We start from the raw sequence: 18,628 nt of genomic DNA on the forward strand, positions 1-18,628 counted from the left end.
TTCAAATCTGCGCGTATCCCCTACCTGTGTCTTAACGGCCGAAGGTGATAAAACATACTACTACTCAAATAAGCACCCAGACAATTCTCCAAACTTTCACCACCCAGATAGTTTTGAAGATCTAATCTCTTAGTACTCGCTTAAGTCGTCTTTTTCTTCTTTTACTTCGATATTTTTTAGAATGTAATCAAGCTTGGCATCGTCGTCTTTAAAGTCAACTTCCCCAGATATTTGATAATCAGCAAGATCTCTCTCCTGCTTCTTTCTCTCTTTCTTCGTCTCTATTTCAATCTTTGCCTTAAGATCGTCTTTTAAAACTTCATCACGACTTGAAAATGTTTTACCGAATTTTCTCTTAGCAAAATCATAAAGGCTAAATAGTTGCGCTGTTTTATAATTCCCTTTTTCAAGGTAGTAAATCATTTCACGATAAAATGCTTCATTTTCAAGTTCATGAGACCAGGCACTATAGAGCAAGGCCATCCCCTTATACTCAAATCTCTTTTCGTACTTAAGCTTTCTGAACTCATTATACATAGCAAGAGAACTCTCCTCATCACGAGAAAGATTAAGTTTTAAATTCTTCACGAGCTTATCAAGAACAACATTATGATCAGGATTATTCTTATTGTAACGAATTGTTGCACGATAAATACGTCCCTTCTCATAGAAGTAATTTTTTAGAACTCCAATATTATTGGCCTCATCAAAGAACTGCATAATATGGAAAGGGCCATTTTGCACAATTCGAGTTGCATCCTTAGCAAATAGCTGCTCACGCATCTTATAGATATAAAGAAAGTAGCCTAATTTAGGTAGTGAGTAATTTGAAAGTAGATACTTAATATCTTTATAGCTATATAGATTTAATTTCTTAATCTTTATATTGAGATTTAAAACATCTAGCCAAACTTCTTGATTTGATGAGGCCTTGATAAATTGAGTCACAACAGGAAGATTGAAAATTGCGTCCATTGGTATTGCGACATTAAATTTTTCAATCTCAAAGTCATTTACACTTAGAACTCGCCTATTCTTATAATCGACAATATCAAAATAAGGTTGGGCCTGAATCTTAGAAATACTAGGCCTTGGAAAGACCTTAAAGCTTACATCATCAAATGGAATATCAAATTGAAAATTCTGAAAATGAATACTCTTCCAAAATGGTGTCACACCACGAGACTTTTCATATGGAGAAAGCCCCTTGTAAAGCGACTCATATTGTTTAGTGGCAATAAAGTAGTCCGATTGAATCCCTTCATCTTGGAAGGTATAATAAAATCGATATGGCATCGTAACAACAAGATAAGCACTTGATATTACGAGTACAAGAATGGTGGTTAGGAAGATCAACTTCTTCATTATGATATTTATCGGTTAACTGACCATTAAACTACATGAAAAAATTAATATTTTTTCAGAATTACCGATAAGTTAAGTGATAAATTCGGAGAATTAAATGAAAAGACTAATTTTTATCACAGCAATTATGGCCCTTACCTCATGTGTCGCTCCAAGAGAGACGCGCTCAATCTATGATACAAATAGCTCCGGCTCAAATTCTAATGTAGGTTCAGGCTCAGGTGGCTCAGTTATCGACATCGATGACTCAGACAGCTCATCTTCTAATGGTTCAAATGCAAATATTCCTAGTGCAATTGCACACTGTAGTTGGTCACTAGACGGCCAAACAGGTTTTGCAAATACTTCAAATTCGCACTTAGGACCAAATACTGTTTGTCAGTCTCGTACAAATGAAACACAAATTTATGTTCAAATAAAAAACCCAGATCAGAATTCTAGAATTTGTGTTATCCCTACTTCTCAGTCATCTGGAAATTCAATTTTTCTAGGCTCTGCTGAGTGTAAGTATATTGATAGTTCGGGAACGATCTCACTGTTTAACTTAACTAAGAATCGTGATTATGGACGTTATCAAGGTTTTAGGATTAATGGTGTTATGGTTATGAAGGAGAAGACTTATCAATTCCCTGCTCCTTTTAACCGTGAGCTAATCTCATACGATGCTTACTTTATGTGTTCAATCAATGTTGATCTTTACAATGACCGCACTTACTGTGATGCCTTTAAATCACTAGGTCAGTATTTCTACAAATCATTCTAAAAATAAAAAAATAATTTAATTAATGGGCAAGCTTATTTCCATCAATGAGCTTGCCTGTCTTATATGAATTAGACAAATCACCATCAATTGTTGGAAAAGAGATAATTGGAACAATTAAACTCTGCTCACCTTTTTCAATTCTAGTACAAAGAGCGATATAGAAGAAGCTAACACCACTTTTTTCAAATGCCTTGAAATAAGCAAAGGCCTCATCACCATCCTCATCCTTAAATTCATAAAGCTCATCATATGTCTCTATCGTAGGACGCAAGTAATCCATATAAAGAGAGAAATCTTCAAAAGGAATATCAAATTCCTTTCTATGAGTCATCATTTCAGCAAGAAGCTTTGATTTCTTAAGTTCAATAAGCTCAAAGTCTTCAGGGTCTAAAATAGAATTATCTTCAATTTCGCGATGGTAATCTTCAAGAGATTCAACTTCCTCACCTACTTGAAAATCTTGTACGAAGTAGTCATTTGAAGTGGCCGTAAGGGCCAAAACAAAAGAAGGAGTGTGATTAAAAACAAAGCACAAGGCCATCAGATGAATATCTTCGCCGTTATGATTGACTTTGGAAATGAAAGTAAAGATCTCTTCTTTTAAGTCATTTTCTAAACGCCAAATCTCATCAGGCTTATGGAGAACGCGGTCAACAAAAGTTGGATTTTCTAAGGCCTCTAGAGCTGGCTCATCCACAATATTAAGATCCTTTCTCTTCTTCTCAATCTTTCCTGTAAAGTAGTCAATTAGTGGAGAATAGAATTTTTCAATGCAGGCTTCGCTACAAAAGCTCAGATTAGATCCATCTTCAACAAAGAGTAAGTCTTCAATTGAAGGAACAACTTTTTTACAATTTTTACAATAATAAATATTATCTGAAATTAACAATGACGTATCCTATTTTTAAATTGATAAATTAAGGCCTGCAAATAGCGTATTCCCGTATAAAACAGGCAGGTCCCAAAGCTTTGCTGTTTCATTTAACACAGAAGAATCAGGACGAGTTACCTGAAAGCCTGCTCCCATATTTAAACGAACAGAACGTGACATACGAAGAAACATTTGTGGCATTAAGTATGAGTATTTTAAATCAGAACGCAAAGAATTAGCAGTAAAGAAATCACTAGCAGCAACCTTTACTTCACCATACGTTAGAAGAAATTGAATTTCGTGAGAAACCATAATCCCTAGATTTGCTTTGATATGAGAAATATCGCCAATGGCCATCTCTTCGTCAGTATCAAGTGTGTCAGCGAATATTCTTTCGTAATCGACACCAAGTGCCGCCGCACCAAAACGTTTCTCAGTAGTAATTCCTAAAATGCGATCATTTCTTTGAGTTGCAAATTCACTCTTTCCTTTAAATCGCATTCCAAGGTATGAGTCGATAATAAGTTTATTGTAGTCATTTCCAACTTCGAGCCAATTAAAACCAAGCTTCACTCCAGTACTGGCCTGCTCAAATTCAGCTGTTTCTAGCGATTGAGCACCACTGGCGGCAAGATCGAGGAAGATGCCATGGGCAAATCCCATCTTTAAATTGAAGTTAACAAAATTAATATTTTCGTCAGTAAAGAAAGACTTATTAGCAACGTAGCCTAAAGAGAAGTCATAATAATCAGGAAGGAATGCCCAAAGATCAGAGCTAGCGCTTGGCGCTTGCGCACGAGAGACGGCCCTTTCACTTCTAGCAGGTGCACTAGGTCTCGTCGTCACTGGATTATATGAGCTAGCACCAGATGATTTTGGGGAATAGTCCACCAAGGCAAGTGCAGAAAAATTAAATAAAATAGTCAGGGTTGCAGCTGTTAAGATATTCATCAAAAACATTCCTTGTTCATAAAAAAATTAACGCCTTCTTAGCGTCTACTTAATTGTATCTTTATATTTTCTTAATTTCAATGCGAGCATATCCTACCGAATCGCTCAACTTAGCTTACAATAACAACGACTTGCTGATACGCGTTCATAAATTAGGCCGAAAATACGTGTAGCATCAATGGAAATGTATTCCGTCTGCCAAAAGGGCCCTAAAATTTATAAAATATCTCTAGAGAATTTCAGGAGGAATGAGTTGATCGAGTTAGGATTTTTAAAACGTTATGATTCAATTAAAAGGTTAATCGATTTTGGTGCAAATGGATATTTCCCATTATTTGAAGACATTGCTATGGGAAGCAACTTTGAAGAAGTTCGCATGACAAAAGCACAACGTCTAAAGGCAAAGTCTCTACTTAAAAAAATCTCATCTCATAACAATCTTGAAAAACAGCGTGTGTTATTTTCAACTTTTGATGAAATTGACCAATATATTGTGGCACGTGCCCTAGTTGAAATGGTCGAAGGAAAGATTCTCGATGCTAATCCGCAGCTTCAGTAAGATATTCTTTTTCATTGCAACGATTGCAATCACTGCAAGCGCTAGCGCTGAGTACCGTGTCTATCAATACATGGTTTCTTCGCGCCTAAACCCAAGAGGGCCAGCAAGTGTTGTGATTACCTCGACATTAGATCCAAACTCGTATGTGAAGTATCACGGTGGTAACCGTTCAATTCGCGTCAACCTCCTTAACACTTGGATGTGTAAAGGCCATACCGGAGGAGATCCAATTTGTGATGCTCCCCTAGCAAAGCTCATGGATACAACAAACCCACAAGACGCTGAAGCTCTAGAACAAGGAGTAGATGCAGCTCTATGAGAATTGAAGATAGCAACCAATTTACGAAACAAAACTTAAAGCTTAAGAATGAGCGTGATCGCCTCATTAAAGATAAGAAACAAGAGATCGAGTCAATTCGTAAGAACTATAATCAAATGGCCAATGACCAAAGAATTATTGGTGAAGAAAAACTCGACTCAGTTCGCAATCAGAATCAAGTTGCTATTATCGAATCACTCAATCACAAAGAGGCCAGACTCAATGACATCAAAGAAAGTCTTGAGAAGACAGGCCAACAATTTGCTAAGCAAGAAAGCTATGCAAAACTTCAAGCTGATGCAAATATCGATTCCATCAGAGATAATTACCAACAGCAATTAGAGTATGTCCATCAAAGAGGCCGTGACGACCTTGAAGACACGACCAATACAGTAAATGATCTGGCCAATAAGATAAAAAATGACAATGAAGAGTTCATCATTGATGAGACGGCAAAGGCCAAAAACCTTGCTAATGAAATCTCGGTTCGAAATGATGGGTTTATTCAACGTATTAATAAGCAATTTGATCAACGTGTTCAAAAGCTCTCAAAAGAAAATTCGACAACGGTGAAAGATCTTGAAAAAGAGCAACGAAAAGAGATGTCTAAGCTTAAGAGCGATCATTATCAACAGCTGACACAAACTGGTGCTTTCCAACAAAATGAGCTCAAAACACAAAAAGCATTCCACGAGGATACAGTAAAGAGTAGAAAGGATGCTTTTGAACAAAAGTATGCGGCCCTCCAAAAAGAGCATCAAGGGCTTATGGGACGTCTTAAAACGAAGATAGATGAAGAGCTAAATACTCTAAAAAACTACTACACAAAGGCCAAGGAAACGATCCAAGAAAAAGGCCAGGACAGCTTCTATAATATTACAAAGCTAGAACCTAGTATTAAGAGTGATCAGAACTTTTATTATTTTTCAATCGAAGTGCCAAAGCATGAGCAAGAAACCATACATATCAATGCTCAAGAGCGTGGTATTACAGTTACACAGAATAGAAAATTTGATCAACGAGTTGAAGAAAATGGTAATACATTCAAGTCAAAGCGTTCAGAAAGTTTAGTTAGACAATTTGATGTACCAGATATTCTTGATGGAAAAAAGGTAAGTCGAAATTACGATATTGAAACTTCGACTCTTACCTATCGTATTGCAAAAAGATAATTTCTTATAAAATATCGCGATCTCTTTGGTGAAACTCAACCTTGTTTACACGAATAAGTGTTTTAATTTCACGCTTAATTGGTGCAACCCAACGAGGGTGAAGTTGAACATTTAGAGTTAGAAGTCTTTCATCCGAAACCGCATCAAGAACCTCTTCACTTACAATCTCAATATCCTCAACTCTAGAGTAAAGAATTTCTTTTACATGGCCACGAATACGTCCATTTGAAAGAACCTCGATATAGAAATTTTGCTTTGCCTTATCTGATTCAAGCATACGATAAACCGGGTTTATCAAACGAAGAACAGCAAAGAGAGAGATTGTAATTAAAGCAGCAATAACAGGGTAGCCAAATCCTACAGTCATCCCAATTGCGGCAACAACCCAGACTGTTGCAGCAGTCGTCATCCCAACGACATTACCACGGCCTTGAATAATGGCACCGGCACCTAAGAAACCGATCCCACTTACAATTTGCGCGGCCATCCGATTGGGGTCGGCCACCGTTCCCATATGCTCACTCATGGTTAAAACACTTAAGGAAGTATATGTTGCTGCTCCAAGACAGATCAACATATTCGTCTTTATCCCCGCAGACTTCATCTTCTGCTCACGGTCATATCCAATAAAGCCACCTAGAATAATTGAGCTAACTACTTTGATGCCCATCGAAATATAAACTGGTTGCTCTCCAATGAATTCAATATACATATAACCTCTTGTGGAATAAAATAAACTAAAGTCTATTTTAACAAGGATTTATAAGTTGAAAAGGGCCAAGGCCGTAAATTTTTTAGCTATTCAAACGAATAACTACCTTAATATCAAGGCAGACTTCACAATGAGTGAAAATTTGTATTCGAAGAATAAGGACTTTGAAAAATTTGAAGCGCGTTTTCCTATTCAAGCATATAAGTTACTTAGGGCCTATGAATTCGAAATCAAGGTTGTGGCCCTTGATCACAATAACAAAGAATTGTTCACAAAGAACTTAGAAACAGATTCATATGGTGGGCTGCTTGCCAAAATCCCTCTGCCAAAGGGTTGCAAGGATTGCTTAGCAAAGATTGAGGCCTACGAAATTTCAAAATACCCAGGGCTTGAATTACATCTTGGAACATTTATCCCATTAAAGATTACAGATAATCGCAAGATCATCATTTGTGACTTTGATAAAACATTAGTTGAAACAAAGTACTCTAAACCGAGTGAGATCTATGACTCACTGACGAGTCCTTTAAAAAACTATCCAACTCTAGAAAATTCAGTAAAGCTTTTAAAGTCATATATTGAAATGGGCTACCATCCATTTATTCTATCTGCGTCTCCGCACTTTTATGAAGATGCAATTCGCGATTGGCTTTACGCTAATGAGATTTTTACGGCCGGAATCTTTTTAAAAGACTATCGTCGTATTCTTTCGATCTTAGAAAATGATCTAACTCCAAAAGATATCAAGACTCAAGGGATCTATAAACTTGGACACCTCCTTGATATTGTTAATATGACAGATATCCCATCTTCAGTCGTTTTAATGGGTGATAATTTTGAGTCTGATCCACTAATCTACTTAACATTTTCAGAACTAATGTCTGGACGAGTGGAACCAAGACAACTTTGGAATGAGCTAAAACGCGTGGAAGACTTTAAGGTTACGGCCCGTCAAAACGGACTCTTCTTAAATAAGATTTTCCAAATCAAAGATAACGTCAAACACCACGGACTCGATAAAGAAGTAAAAATCTACATTAGAAAGAAAGGTAATGAGTCACAACTGAATATTCGTGCTCCATTTAATTCTTATCATGGAAAGATTGAGTTATATGACGGAAACCTTCTTCAGGAAGATTCTAAGAAGCAAATAGAAGCTCAGGCGCCCACAGAATAATTTGTCCAATACAAATATAGAGACCAACTTTGTGAAACCTTTGTGTGAAATCTTCACCAAAGTTTTTAGAAAATTGTTTTGAAATAGGCCAATTAGCTGGAGAAAATCGAGTTAATTCTATGGCCACTCTTAGGCCTGATAAGGCAACACATACGGCAATAAAAGTTTGATTGCTAGGATTAACAAGTGAACTTAAAATATTAGACATGAGCGCTCCATTTAAAGAAAATTCTCCGTTATACATAGAACTCTTCGACAACTTAGAAGAATCAATTTATCAATTGGCCGCATTAGATAAGGAAGACGTAAATCTTGCCTGGAGCAACTTGAAAGAAAGTTCATACTTTGGGCCAAATATCTTAAAAGGCGCAATTCATAAACTCTTTAGTCAGGTATTTGCCTACCAGAGTACGTTTTTAAAGGAAAAGGAAGATTCACAAGAATTCTACAAAAGCTCATATAATAAGCTAATTAATAGCTATGCCAAAGGTCTTGGTATAAGGGCCAAGGACGCTCTCTACCTAAGCTTCATGCATGAGTACTTAAATAATCCAAGTGCAATTTTTGAAGGAATTAAGGATCATCACCTTGAAAGTAACTCTCCAATTGAATTAATTAATACTCCAATTCAAGAGACTTTTAATGACAAGCTAAGATTTGTTCATTTCAAATCACCGGAGAATCTTGAGGCCATTGTCATTCAAAATCTCATGTCTCCATTTGCAACATATGGTGGCGTCAATGAGTCAGGCCTAAGTGTTCAGTTAGTTCAAAGAGATGCTCTAAAGATTAATTACCATGGAATGAGTGCTAGCTTTCTTGCCCTTGTTATCTTACTTGGCTTTAATGATATTGTTGAAGTAGAGAAATTTTTAAAGGGCCAACAATTAGTCTTTCATTGGGAGTTTCACGTAAAAGACTCGCTTGGTAATTATAAGATCATCGCAATCGATGGCCAAGAAGTAGATATTCGCGATGGACAATCACGAGGCACAAAAGAGGCCTTTAAGTATCATCTTGAGATTTACAAAAAGAAGCATTGGCCAACAACAGTTTCGGCCCTAACGATTGATTCAAACGATATTTTTCTTTCACTTATTGATTCAAAGAATTTTGAAATTAAGCAAATTCACTACAGTGACCTTTTTCAGTCGAAGCCTTCTGTGACAAAGAAGACACCAAGATTATCAAAGTCCATAAAAGAGATCTTTACGATAAAGAATTATCTCAATCATGCTCAGGTGGCCTTTAATAGTAATAATTCAGAAGACTGCTATCATCAAATTCAACTGGCCATTGTCTTTGCCAAAAAAATGGCGGGAAATCAGAAACCGTTGATCGCCAAGCTTGAGTTAGTATTTATGGCCTGTCAGTATATCTTTGAGTCTCATCGAGAAACTCAGCAATACATTCATCAAAACCTCATTAAACTCTATCCAGGCCTTGGCCCTTACCATAAAGATTTAGCATTAATTCTTATGCAGAGATTACAAATTCTGATGAATGAAGAAATCAATTTATTGGAAGGCCCAAAAGAGCTTAAAAGAGTGGTTTTTACAGAATCAAAGCTTGGAAAACTGGCCCATCAGGCCCTAAAGAAAACAACTTTACTAAGGCCAAATCACCTCGACTTCTGTCCAACATCAGGACTGTAGTAAGGTTTGAAAAAAATTAGAGGATATCCAACCTTCTGATGGCCTCATTCACCTTTTCTTTCTTGTCCTTAAGCTTCTTTTTCACGGAGTGCTTACGTTCGTACAGCTCTTCTAGGAAGCTTTTAATCAATGACATACGCTTGCTATCATTATTGCTCTCATCAAAATTTTTTGAGCCATCACAACCCTTGTGAAGTCTTTTGACGCGGGTCTCATCTGAGCTTAATCGATCAGTAGGACGCACAGGATTTTCGAGTTTTTTGATATTTAACGCCATGTATCCATTATAACCTTGATCAAATTAAACAAAGACTAAATATTATAAAAACTACCTTCACTAAATTACTGAAATTATTCAGTTTTTAAAGATAATTATAATTGTGATTAGGTTGACATTAAAAAACTGTCTTATTCATGCTAAAAGAGCGTAATTTCAAAATGTTAGATTTTTTTAGGTTTCTATATATATTAGGGTTCAATATACGAGGAGAACAACCAATGAAACACACAATTGTTGCGGTAATGAGCTTAGTACTAGCAATAACAACAGGAATCTCTTGTAAGAGAGATATGAAATTAGGAAGTAAAGACAATCCTGTAAAACTATACTTCACACCATCAGTTGATGCAGACACAATTGCATCGAACTCAGTTCACTTTATCAAATTCTTAGAAAAAGAGACTGGCCTATTCTTCAAAACAGGTATTCCAACAAACTACATTTCAGTAGTTGAATCATTTGGTTCAAAAAGAGCAGACATTGCAGTTATGAACTCTTTTGGTTACCTAATGGCAAACGAAAAATATGGAGCTAGTGCAAAACTTAAAGTTCTTCGTTATGGACACGATTATTACCAAGGGCAAATCATCGCTCACGTAGATAGCGGAATTAACTCAATCAAAGACCTAGAAGGTAAGAAATTCGCTTACACAGATCCTTCATCAACTTCAGGTTATATGTTTCCACTTAAGATTATGATGGAAAATGATGTTAAGCCAGGTAATACAACTTTTGCTATTAAGCACGACAACGTTGTAACAATGGTTTACCAAAGACAAGTAGATGCTGGTGCAACTTACTACTCTGCTCCATCTTCTGACGGAACAATCCGTGATGCACGTTCACGTGTAAAAACACAATTCCCAGATGTTGAAGATAAAGTAAAAATCGTTCAAATCACTGAAAAAATCCCTAATGATCCATTCGTATTCAGAAAGGACCTTCCTGCAGAAGTAACTGAGAAGTTTATTGCAGCTGTTAAGAAATATATCGCTACTCCAGAAGGTAAAGATGTATTCGAAAATATTTACAGTGTTGGTGGCCTAGTTGATACAACTGATGCAGATTACGATGGACTAAGAAACGTAATTAAAACACTAAATATCAATCTTGAAGAACAACTAAACAAGAAATAGGTTTTATTTTAAATAAAGAGAGAATGAAATGATTCTAGAAGTTAAAAATGTTAACAAAGTTTATCCTAACGGATGCCACGCTCTAAACAACGTTAGCTTTAACGTTAACAAGGGTGAGTTCCTTGTTATTATCGGTCTGTCTGGTTCAGGTAAGTCGACAATGCTTAGATGTATGAACCGCCTTCACGATGTAACAAGTGGTGAGATCGTCTTCGAAGGAAAAGATATTACGAAACTTAAGGGTGCAGCAATGAGAAATGCTCGCTCACACATCGGAATGATCTTCCAACACTTTAACTTAATCCCAAGAAGAACTGTTATGACTAACGTTCTTTCTGGAACACTTGCAAGAACAGGAGTTATCAAGTCAGTACTTGGTATCTACTCTGAAGAAGATAAGAAAAAAGCAATGGAATACATCAAGATCGTTGGTCTTGAAGGTAAAGAAAACGTACGTGCGGACAACCTTTCAGGTGGTCAGCAACAACGTGTTGCTATTGCTCGTGCTCTTATGCAAAACCCTAAGGTTCTTCTTGCTGACGAGCCAGTTGCGTCTCTTGACCCTGCAACTTCTCACTCAGTTATGCAATACCTTAAGAAAGTTAACGAAGAACTTGGTGTTACAGTTATCTGTAACCTTCACTTCTTATCACTAGTTAGAGAATATGCTTCACGCGTAGTTGCTCTTAAAGGTGGGAAGCTGATTTATGAAGGTCAACCACTTGATATTAACGAAGAATGGTTCCAGACAATCTACGGTGAAGATGCTGTAGAAGTAACGATTAACTAAGTTTTTTGGATATAGGATTAAATAATGACAACGACGACTCAAACGGCAGATACGCAAGTTAATAACTTACCAAAACCAAAAGAAGAGTACACATCATACAAAGTAAAAATGAATTTCTTTTCATTCTTAATTGATTTCCTTCTTTGGTCATACATGATTCTTGTTTCATGGAAGATCGTATGGGAGAGACTAATTCTTGGTCTACGTTACCCAGACTTTTCTTGGAACCAGCCACTAATCGCTCTTGGAGCAGGTTTTGTAGTAGCAGCAGCTCTTTACACAACTAAAATGTCTCTAGGACGTGGGCTAACAGGAATTATGAAAAGAGATGAGAATACTCTATTTATGAAAGAGCCATTCTCATTCGTACTTATTGCAACTGTAGTACTAACATTTATTGCTAGTATTTATGTTTCACAAATTTCAATTTACGAATTCCTTTCTGAATCAGGAATGACTGGTGCAAAGAGAATCTTTACAGCTCTTCTAACACCAAACTTTGCAATTTTCGAAGAAGCTCTATTTGCAGCAATTGAAACGATCTACATGGCGTTTATTGCAACAGCAGTAGCACTTCCAATTGCATTTGTTCTAGCATTCTTTGCAGCAAGAAACCTAATGAATGGATCTCGTCTAACAATGACAATTTACTCTGTCGTTAGATTCTTCCTAAACGTTTCACGTTCAATTGAGCCACTAGTATGGGCGATTATCTTCTCTGTATGGGTAGGTATTGGACCTTTCGCTGGTATGATGGCACTTTGTCTTCACTCAGTATCTTCACTTTCGAAGCTATACTCTGAGCAGATTGAAAACGTTTCAAACGGACCTATCGAAGCAATGATGGCAACTGGTGCTCACCCTATCCAAGTAATTTGGTTTGGTGTTGTTCCACAAATCGTTCTTCCATATCTATCATTCTCAATCTACCGTTGGGACATCAACGTTCGTATGGCCACAGTAATTGGTCTAGTTGGTGGTGGTGGTATTGGTACAATGCTAATGCAGTACCAAGGTCTAGCTAAGTGGAATGAAGTTGGTCTTCTAGTAATCGTAATTGCTGCGATTGTATGGATCATGGACTGGCTATCTTCTAAGATCCGTGAAGCGATCAAGTAGTAAAGTAAAACTAGTTTATATACAAAAGAAGGCCCGCATCCGCGGGCCTTTTTATTTCTCTCCCTTAAAAATATCTATTAATCAGTACACATTCCTTTTTTAGAAAATGAGTCTTGGATCTTCAGCGCATCACCTTTTGTATACCAATACTGGCTATGAGGTTTGTCATTAATCAAGATCCGATAATGATTCTTAGCTGGGTGTTTTTGTAGTGAACAAGCACCATCTACTGAGGCAATATCTCGCTGGGGGGATGACCCACAAGAAGCAAGGGTAAGCCCTAATACGGCCATGGCCATTAATTTTTTCATAATTCCTCCTACGTCCTAATCACGTAGTAAATTTATCGGTTATTCTTAAGAATAACTTTAGTATCTTGATCAACTATTATTGTATTTGAAAAAAGTCACCTTTCATGTATGCTTTATGAAAGGAGAAAAAATGAAGGGAAATCAAGAAGTTATCAATATTTTTAATGAATTATTAACACAAGAGCTATCGGCCATCGATCTCTATTTCCTTCACTCACGCCTTTTCCAAGACATGGGGCTAACAAAGCTTTATGAACGCATTGATCATGAGAAAGATGATGAAACAATCCACGCAACTAAGCTTATTGAAAGAATCATTTTTCTAGAAGGCTTACCTGAGTTAGGTACTCGCCTTCCATATAAGCCAAGTCGCGATGTGAAGCAGCTAATATCAGACGAGCTTCAATATGAAGTTGAAAATAGTAAATTACTCAGAAAAGCAATTGCTCTATGCGAGTCAGTTAATGACTATGTCTCAAGAGATATTCTTTTAGAGCTACTTTCAGATACTGAAAATGATCATATTGACTGGTTAGAAACTCAACTTTCACTAATTGATAAAATTGGTTTACAAAATTATCTACAGACTGCATCTGAATCTGTTTAAAGAAAGTAAAAAAAAGTAAACATTCATCTGTTTTTTATTTATAATTAGATAAATTAATTAAACACGGATGTTTACTTTTATGAATCTAATTAAATTATCACTCATTTTAATTCCTCTAAGTCTTTTCCAAGCAAACGCAATTGCGGCCTTTGCCAAGGTCGTTAATATTCGTGGTGAAGTTTCTCAACTTCCACCAGGGGCCATGCAGGCCAGCTGGATAAAGAAAGGTCAGCTCCTTAAAGAAAACACTTCGATTGTCACGAGGTTGCGCTCTTTTGTGAAGATCGAAATTCTTGAAGATGGTAGTTATATCGTCGTTGGGCCAAACTCAAAAATCGAGCTTACAAAAGTTGAAAAGAAAGCTGGAAGTATTATCCAAGTTTTGAATGGAAAAATGCGATCAAAGATTGTTCCTGCAAAAAAGTCAAAAGGACATAGTGCCTTTAATAAAGTCTATGTAAAGACAAAGACCATGGCCTTAGGTGTTCGTGGAACAGAATTTGTCACGGTGGTAAGTCAGGAAAACCAGGCCACATCAGTTGTAACACTTGAGGGTGAAGTTGCTGTAAAAAAGATCAATAGCGAGAGTATTGATCCGGAAAAAACAGTGAAAGATAATGTCGACCGTGATGATGTCACAATCGTTAAAAAAGGGACGGCCTCAACGACCTATGCTCACCTCTATGATGAAATCCCTCCGCAGAAAGTAAATCCCAGTCAGCTCATTGCACTTGAAAAGAACGAAAACCTTGAGAGTGTAAAAAGAAGCGATATTCAAGTTGCTAGTAGTGAAGACTTAAGCAAGACGGAAATCACTAAGCTCTATGGAAATGATGTCGAAGCCGATGAAGTTCCAAAAAATGGTGCAATCGTCGACCTTGACTCAGCGATCTTCATTCCAGCGATTCAAGATGAATCACTTGATATTGGTAGTGTCGATAAGAACACTGGGCAATTTGTTGCGGCCAATGGAATTGAGCTTGATAAGAAGAAAGGATTTGTTGCAAAGAAACAAGACGAAGAGACGAAAGAAGTTGTCAAAAAACTTAATGAGAAAATTGAATACAAAGAAGTTCAAGGCCATGAAGTTGTTGATCATGGGCCAAACTCTGGCCCAGCTAGACTAGCGGGAATGAAGAATTCATGGGGATTAAAAACTGGAATAAGTGTAAAGCAGATGAATTACGCTAGTATGGAAAATAATAATGGAAGCGATGATGATAACTACGGTGGACTTGGGGCGGATATTTTTGGACACTACCGCCATGTTTTAAATCAACAATTATACCTTGATTATATTTTTGGAGTACATGCTTATTTCATGGATCGCGGTGATCTTGAGCCTGAAGATATGGATGATGACATCTTAACTTTTGAGTTAGGTGTTCAAGCATATTACCGATTAAATAATCGCTTTAGACTGACAACGGGATTTTTCATGAATGATGAAATGTTTCTTACAGCGCGATTTGAAACGAGTCTAACACCTGTCATGGATCAAAGAACGCAATTTGCACCTTATCTAAAATTTGGAGCAGAGTATGACTACAGTGATAATTGGAGCTTCCTAACGAGCTACCGCTCATATATTGTTGACTCTCATCACCCTAATATTGCCATTTACTCTGGAAAAGGCTTTGAATTTGGAGCAAGAAGACATCTTTCGAAGTCAACTGCCCTCTTATTTAATTTCTTACATCGCGAATTTATCGCACAAGATATCATTGTTAAAAATAAAGACTTTAGCGTCTTATATGAAATGGAGTTTTAATGAGAGCGCTACTAATAATTTCACTACTACTTGGCCTATCATCATGTTTTAAAACAGACGCTGATGGAAATGCTTACCTTTTTGAAAATGACAATAGGGCCGTTATCTCTTTTGAGTTCTTTAATGCGGATACAACCTTAACTTGGTATTTTGGGATTCAAAATCAAGTCGACACAAACGTATTAAATGTTGAAGGTTTTAACTCTTCTCAATACTGGTGTATTGAGAATGTCTATATACAATTGAAATCGGGAGATGTCTCATCTGCATCATTTGACGTTGTCCTAAACAACTCTCCAGTTACTGCAGGCATCCCATTTCCAGGAGGAAATGCTAACGTCCATATCGCTCCAGGGGATCAAGTAAAAGCCTCTATAAATTGCACAGCTTGTGTTAACGGATACGGAACAATTAATTTTGAACTAGGAAAGTGTAACTAGGCCAATTTTTTTTCGATCGAATTTCATGAGTCTCAAATAAATAACGAGATCTGCAAGATAGAAAATTGGTATCCAATAATTATGTACCACGAGAAAGTTTAAGAAAAAGTACGAGTAATAGAAAATATTAATAATGAGGCCGACAAATAAAAACTTGTCGGCCTTTTTGTATGCAAGATAAGCAAAGCGAATATAGATTAATAGGCTAAGAAAGGCGACCACTCGGTAAGAAGCAGTTAAAAGCTTACTCATATTAAATGGTAAAATGAGCTTCGTTAATTCATTAGTCGTTTTAGAGATGACATCATCACTTATACAACACGAGCCACTGCCCTCCACTAAGTAGAGAATATAGTGAATGCCAAAAACAAATATCGCCAAGTAGACAACAATTTTATACATCGTTCTAAGAAGCTTATGCTCACCTAAAACTTTACTTAAAATATTCCATAAATCAAAACGCGCCAAAAATAGTAGGAGAAAAACGAGTAGAGTGACCCCTACTTTATAATCAGAGTATAGTGGAACAAAGAGAAGTGAAGTAACTAAGAAGCAAATGATGGCCTGAAAAAAAGGCATCCTTTCGATTCTTAACGATGATTTTGAAATACGCCTCATACGAAAAGCACTCAGGCTTAGAAAGAGATAATAGAGCCCCACAATAAATGTGAAAAAGCTATAAATAGCGGGAATCAATTTCATATCACTGTGATTAAGACTCATTTCAAGCATCTTATTAAATCTCTATTGTAAAACAGGTAAAGGATTCTTCATTATCTAACTTTAAGTTACCATTTAATTTTTCAATATCTCTCTTTATTGAATAAAGTCCTACTCCCCTTCTATCGCCCTTAGTTGAGGCGCCAAATTCGAAGGCCAACTCAGGAGATTTGAAGTCAACAAACTTTCCATTGTCGATAATTTTGATAACAAGACGATCTTCAACATTGTTAATGTTAATTTTTATCCACTCAAGTTCTTCCTTAAGTGCTTCATGAGAGTTTTTAATCAGATTAATCAAGGAGTTCTTGATAACCCCTTTATTTACCCTCACTTCTTTATGAGGCCTAGTATAGAAAATTTTAATGTCGGGAAAAATTGAAATCACTTCTTCAACAACATCTGAAATAAGAGACTCATTTGTGCCTCGATTTTTATAATTATTTAAAATATCGATGGCGCTTCTCGTCCCTTCATAAATGGCCTTAACTTCCCTGGACTCATTAATCGAATTATCACGTTTAAGCTTTTGTAAGCGTAAGTTTGTAAACTGTAGTGGATTGGCCAAATCATGAATCATAGAATTATATGACTGTTTTTGCTCCTTAAGCTTTTGGGCAAAATGAGAGACCTCTAATTGCTGCAACCTTGTGTACTCCAATAAGTCCACAACGAAGTAGAGAGGAATCCAATACTTGAAGCCAAAGGCATGATAACTCGTTGTATAGAAGATATTTAAGACACTGATAAAAAGTCCAAATATCATGAGGTAGTCACGAGACTTCAATGAGATCAGAAAAAAACGAATATAGACAAGAGAAACCGAAATCGTAAAAAACTTCACAAAACCTGAAAAGCTATCATTCATTAAATATGGAATCTGCACCTTTAAGATATAATTTGATGCAGGATTTTTAATATATTCTTCGCCGAGACAACAAGGCCCTGGCCCCTTCATTAAAAACCAAAATAAATGAATGAGACAACAGCCAATAGCGCCTACAACAATGCCGTTATAAATAACTCTCAAAGTCTTATTCTCATTGAATACTTCTGAAAGGTTTCGCCAATAATGATACCTGGCAGTGTAGGTGAAAATAAACATCACCAATGTCAAAGGTACTTTATAAACAGAATATAGAGGAAAGAAGAAATTAGAGACAATGATTAAACAAACTGCTGCTTGAGAAAAGCACATCACAACTGTCTTAATTGGAGAGGATTGTGCATTTTGACTTAGGCGATTTAGATGAATACTTGTCACACCTAATGAGATTAAATATGTCGCTGCTCCAAGAGCAATTAGGACATAGCCAAAGGCCAGCCAAAAATTTAGAGAGAATTGATGTAAATATTCATACATTAGACAAGAGTAATGATTTTATGCGCCATAGTCAATAAGACTAGTTGACGCATAAAAAAATTATCTCAGAAAATTTTATTAGGAAGCTAATTTCTTAGAGATTTGAGAGCCCACGACCATTGCGAGAACAAATACCACCATCGGGGCCGAAAGGTTAATTAGGTTTACGATGGCCGGACCAGGACAAATTCCTGCGATCCCCCAACCAATTCCGAAAAGGGCCGCACCAGAGACTAGCTTCTTATCGATAATCGTCTTAGTTGGTAAGTGAAATTGTACATCACAGATTGGAGCACCGCGCTTTGTAATAAGCTTAGTGGCAATAACACCAATAACAACGGCACCACCCATCACAAAGGCTAGAGATGCATCCCATCCCCCCTGTAAAGAGAAGACGTCAAGGAAGCCGATGACTTTCTTTGGATTAACCATCCCTGATAGAGTTAGACCAATACCAAATATCATTCCAGCAATTAAGCTTGTTAATTTCTTCATTATAATAACCCCATTAAAGATACGACAGCGACAGCAACGGCCATGAAAGTGA

General features: G+C 36.7%; 22 protein-coding genes. 12 read left to right on the forward strand and 10 right to left on the reverse strand.

All coding sequences use genetic code 11. The features are described from left to right. Positions 1-129 precede the first annotated feature (129 nt). Positions 130-1,365 carry a hypothetical protein gene (locus ABMA79_RS12675; RefSeq protein ID WP_392860886.1) on the reverse strand — a complete coding sequence of 412 codons (1,236 nt, stop codon included), beginning with the start codon at positions 1,363-1,365 and terminating at the stop codon, positions 130-132. 97 nt (positions 1,366-1,462) lie between these two features. On the opposite strand from ABMA79_RS12675, the gene ABMA79_RS12680 reads away from it, so the two are divergent. After that, positions 1,463-2,128, forward strand: a complete 666-nt coding sequence (locus ABMA79_RS12680; protein ID WP_392860887.1) for a hypothetical protein — start codon at positions 1,463-1,465, stop codon at positions 2,126-2,128. Between the two features lie 19 nt (positions 2,129-2,147). On the opposite strand, the gene ABMA79_RS12685 is transcribed toward ABMA79_RS12680, so the two are convergent. Next, positions 2,148-3,017, reverse strand: a complete 870-nt coding sequence (locus tag ABMA79_RS12685; protein WP_392860888.1) for a hypothetical protein — start codon at positions 3,015-3,017, stop codon at positions 2,148-2,150. 15 nt (positions 3,018-3,032) lie between these two features. Then, complete coding sequence (locus ABMA79_RS12690; protein WP_393093067.1) at positions 3,033-3,950, reverse strand: hypothetical protein; 918 nt, start codon at positions 3,948-3,950, stop codon at positions 3,033-3,035. Positions 3,951-4,203: 253 nt separating this feature from the next. Here ABMA79_RS12690 and ABMA79_RS12695 point away from each other — a divergent pair, with 253 nt between their 5' ends. From ABMA79_RS12695 to ABMA79_RS12705, 3 genes are read left to right on the forward strand one after another with little or no spacing between them, the layout of a single operon-like run. After that, on the forward strand, positions 4,204-4,509 hold the full coding sequence (locus tag ABMA79_RS12695) for a hypothetical protein (protein WP_392860890.1): 306 nt from the start codon (positions 4,204-4,206) through the stop codon (positions 4,507-4,509). Then, positions 4,487-4,828, forward strand: coding sequence for a hypothetical protein (locus tag ABMA79_RS12700; RefSeq protein WP_392860892.1), 342 nt, complete (start codon positions 4,487-4,489; stop codon positions 4,826-4,828). The genes ABMA79_RS12695 and ABMA79_RS12700 overlap by 23 nt, the downstream gene beginning before the upstream one ends. Then, positions 4,825-6,000: an Hsp20 family protein gene (locus ABMA79_RS12705; RefSeq protein WP_393093069.1), complete on the forward strand. Its 1,176-nt coding sequence runs from the start codon at positions 4,825-4,827 to the stop codon at positions 5,998-6,000. The genes ABMA79_RS12700 and ABMA79_RS12705 overlap by 4 nt, the downstream gene beginning before the upstream one ends. A 4-nt stretch (positions 6,001-6,004) precedes the next feature. Here ABMA79_RS12705 and ABMA79_RS12710 read toward each other — a convergent pair whose 3' ends face one another. Next, positions 6,005-6,712, reverse strand: a complete 708-nt coding sequence (locus tag ABMA79_RS12710) for an MgtC/SapB family protein (RefSeq protein ID WP_392860894.1) — start codon at positions 6,710-6,712, stop codon at positions 6,005-6,007. A gap of 55 nt (positions 6,713-6,767) precedes the next feature. Between ABMA79_RS12710 and ABMA79_RS12715 the strand changes: the two genes are divergently transcribed. Continuing rightward, the gene (locus tag ABMA79_RS12715) at positions 6,768-7,889 is read left to right on the forward strand and encodes a phosphatase domain-containing protein (RefSeq protein ID WP_393093073.1); all 1,122 of its coding nucleotides are present in this window, start codon (positions 6,768-6,770) and stop codon (positions 7,887-7,889) included. Here ABMA79_RS12715 and ABMA79_RS12720 read toward each other — a convergent pair. Continuing rightward, positions 7,852-8,097 carry a hypothetical protein gene (locus ABMA79_RS12720; protein ID WP_103217354.1) on the reverse strand — a complete coding sequence of 82 codons (246 nt, stop codon included), beginning with the start codon at positions 8,095-8,097 and terminating at the stop codon, positions 7,852-7,854. The genes ABMA79_RS12715 and ABMA79_RS12720 overlap by 38 nt on opposite strands. On the opposite strand from ABMA79_RS12720, the gene ABMA79_RS12725 reads away from it, so the two are divergent. Then, the gene (locus ABMA79_RS12725) at positions 8,096-9,544 is read left to right on the forward strand and encodes a hypothetical protein (protein WP_393093076.1); all 1,449 of its coding nucleotides are present in this window, start codon (positions 8,096-8,098) and stop codon (positions 9,542-9,544) included. The genes ABMA79_RS12720 and ABMA79_RS12725 overlap by 2 nt on opposite strands. Positions 9,545-9,560: 16 nt before the next feature. Here the strand turns inward: ABMA79_RS12725 and ABMA79_RS12730 are convergent, their stop codons facing one another. After that, positions 9,561-9,821, reverse strand: a complete 261-nt coding sequence (locus ABMA79_RS12730; RefSeq protein ID WP_393093079.1) for a hypothetical protein — start codon at positions 9,819-9,821, stop codon at positions 9,561-9,563. A gap of 221 nt (positions 9,822-10,042) precedes the next feature. Between ABMA79_RS12730 and ABMA79_RS12735 the strand changes: the two genes are divergently transcribed. Genes ABMA79_RS12735 through phnE form a run of 3 tightly spaced genes read left to right on the forward strand, consistent with a single transcriptional unit; the run spans position 10,043 to position 12,869 of the window. Beyond that, on the forward strand, positions 10,043-10,960 hold the full coding sequence (locus tag ABMA79_RS12735; RefSeq protein ID WP_392860899.1) for a phosphate/phosphite/phosphonate ABC transporter substrate-binding protein: 918 nt from the start codon (positions 10,043-10,045) through the stop codon (positions 10,958-10,960). A 28-nt stretch (positions 10,961-10,988) separates the two neighbouring features. Next, positions 10,989-11,750 (forward strand): phosphonate ABC transporter ATP-binding protein, encoded by a 762-nt coding sequence (gene phnC, locus ABMA79_RS12740; RefSeq protein WP_392860900.1) that lies wholly within the window; start codon positions 10,989-10,991, stop codon positions 11,748-11,750. A 24-nt stretch (positions 11,751-11,774) separates the two neighbouring features. Beyond that, a complete protein-coding gene (phnE, locus tag ABMA79_RS12745) occupies positions 11,775-12,869 on the forward strand; it encodes a phosphonate ABC transporter, permease protein PhnE (RefSeq protein WP_392860901.1) in 1,095 nt (364 codons plus the stop codon). A gap of 77 nt (positions 12,870-12,946) precedes the next feature. Here the strand turns inward: phnE and ABMA79_RS12750 are convergent, their stop codons facing one another. Further along, the gene (locus tag ABMA79_RS12750; RefSeq protein ID WP_392860903.1) at positions 12,947-13,180 is read right to left on the reverse strand and encodes a hypothetical protein; all 234 of its coding nucleotides are present in this window, start codon (positions 13,178-13,180) and stop codon (positions 12,947-12,949) included. A gap of 130 nt (positions 13,181-13,310) precedes the next feature. Between ABMA79_RS12750 and bfr the strand changes: the two genes are divergently transcribed. From bfr to ABMA79_RS12765, 3 genes are all read left to right on the forward strand, one after another. Next, positions 13,311-13,787 carry a bacterioferritin gene (gene bfr / locus ABMA79_RS12755; protein WP_392860904.1) on the forward strand — a complete coding sequence of 159 codons (477 nt, stop codon included), beginning with the start codon at positions 13,311-13,313 and terminating at the stop codon, positions 13,785-13,787. A 79-nt stretch (positions 13,788-13,866) separates the two neighbouring features. Then, positions 13,867-15,558, forward strand: a complete 1,692-nt coding sequence (locus ABMA79_RS12760; RefSeq protein WP_393093082.1) for a FecR domain-containing protein — start codon at positions 13,867-13,869, stop codon at positions 15,556-15,558. Beyond that, positions 15,558-15,998 (forward strand): hypothetical protein, encoded by a 441-nt coding sequence (locus ABMA79_RS12765; protein ID WP_393093085.1) that lies wholly within the window; start codon positions 15,558-15,560, stop codon positions 15,996-15,998. Before ABMA79_RS12760 ends, ABMA79_RS12765 begins: the two co-directional genes overlap by 1 nt. On the opposite strand, the gene ABMA79_RS12770 is transcribed toward ABMA79_RS12765, so the two are convergent. The 3 genes from ABMA79_RS12770 to ABMA79_RS12780 form a co-directional block, all read right to left on the reverse strand. Next, entirely contained in the window at positions 15,981-16,721 is a 741-nt protein-coding gene (locus ABMA79_RS12770) for a hypothetical protein (protein ID WP_393093088.1), read from the reverse strand. The two genes, ABMA79_RS12765 and ABMA79_RS12770, sit on opposite strands and share 18 nt — an antisense overlap. Before the next feature lie 13 nt (positions 16,722-16,734). Further along, positions 16,735-18,081 (reverse strand): sensor histidine kinase, encoded by a 1,347-nt coding sequence (locus ABMA79_RS12775; protein ID WP_393093091.1) that lies wholly within the window; start codon positions 18,079-18,081, stop codon positions 16,735-16,737. 78 nt (positions 18,082-18,159) lie between these two features. After that, positions 18,160-18,576 (reverse strand): DUF6691 family protein, encoded by a 417-nt coding sequence (locus ABMA79_RS12780; RefSeq protein ID WP_393093097.1) that lies wholly within the window; start codon positions 18,574-18,576, stop codon positions 18,160-18,162. Positions 18,577-18,628: the final 52 nt, after the last annotated feature.

Source organism: Halobacteriovorax sp. HFRX-2_2 (genome assembly GCF_043196705.1).
GTDB lineage: Bacteria > Bdellovibrionota > Bacteriovoracia > Bacteriovoracales > Bacteriovoracaceae > Halobacteriovorax_A.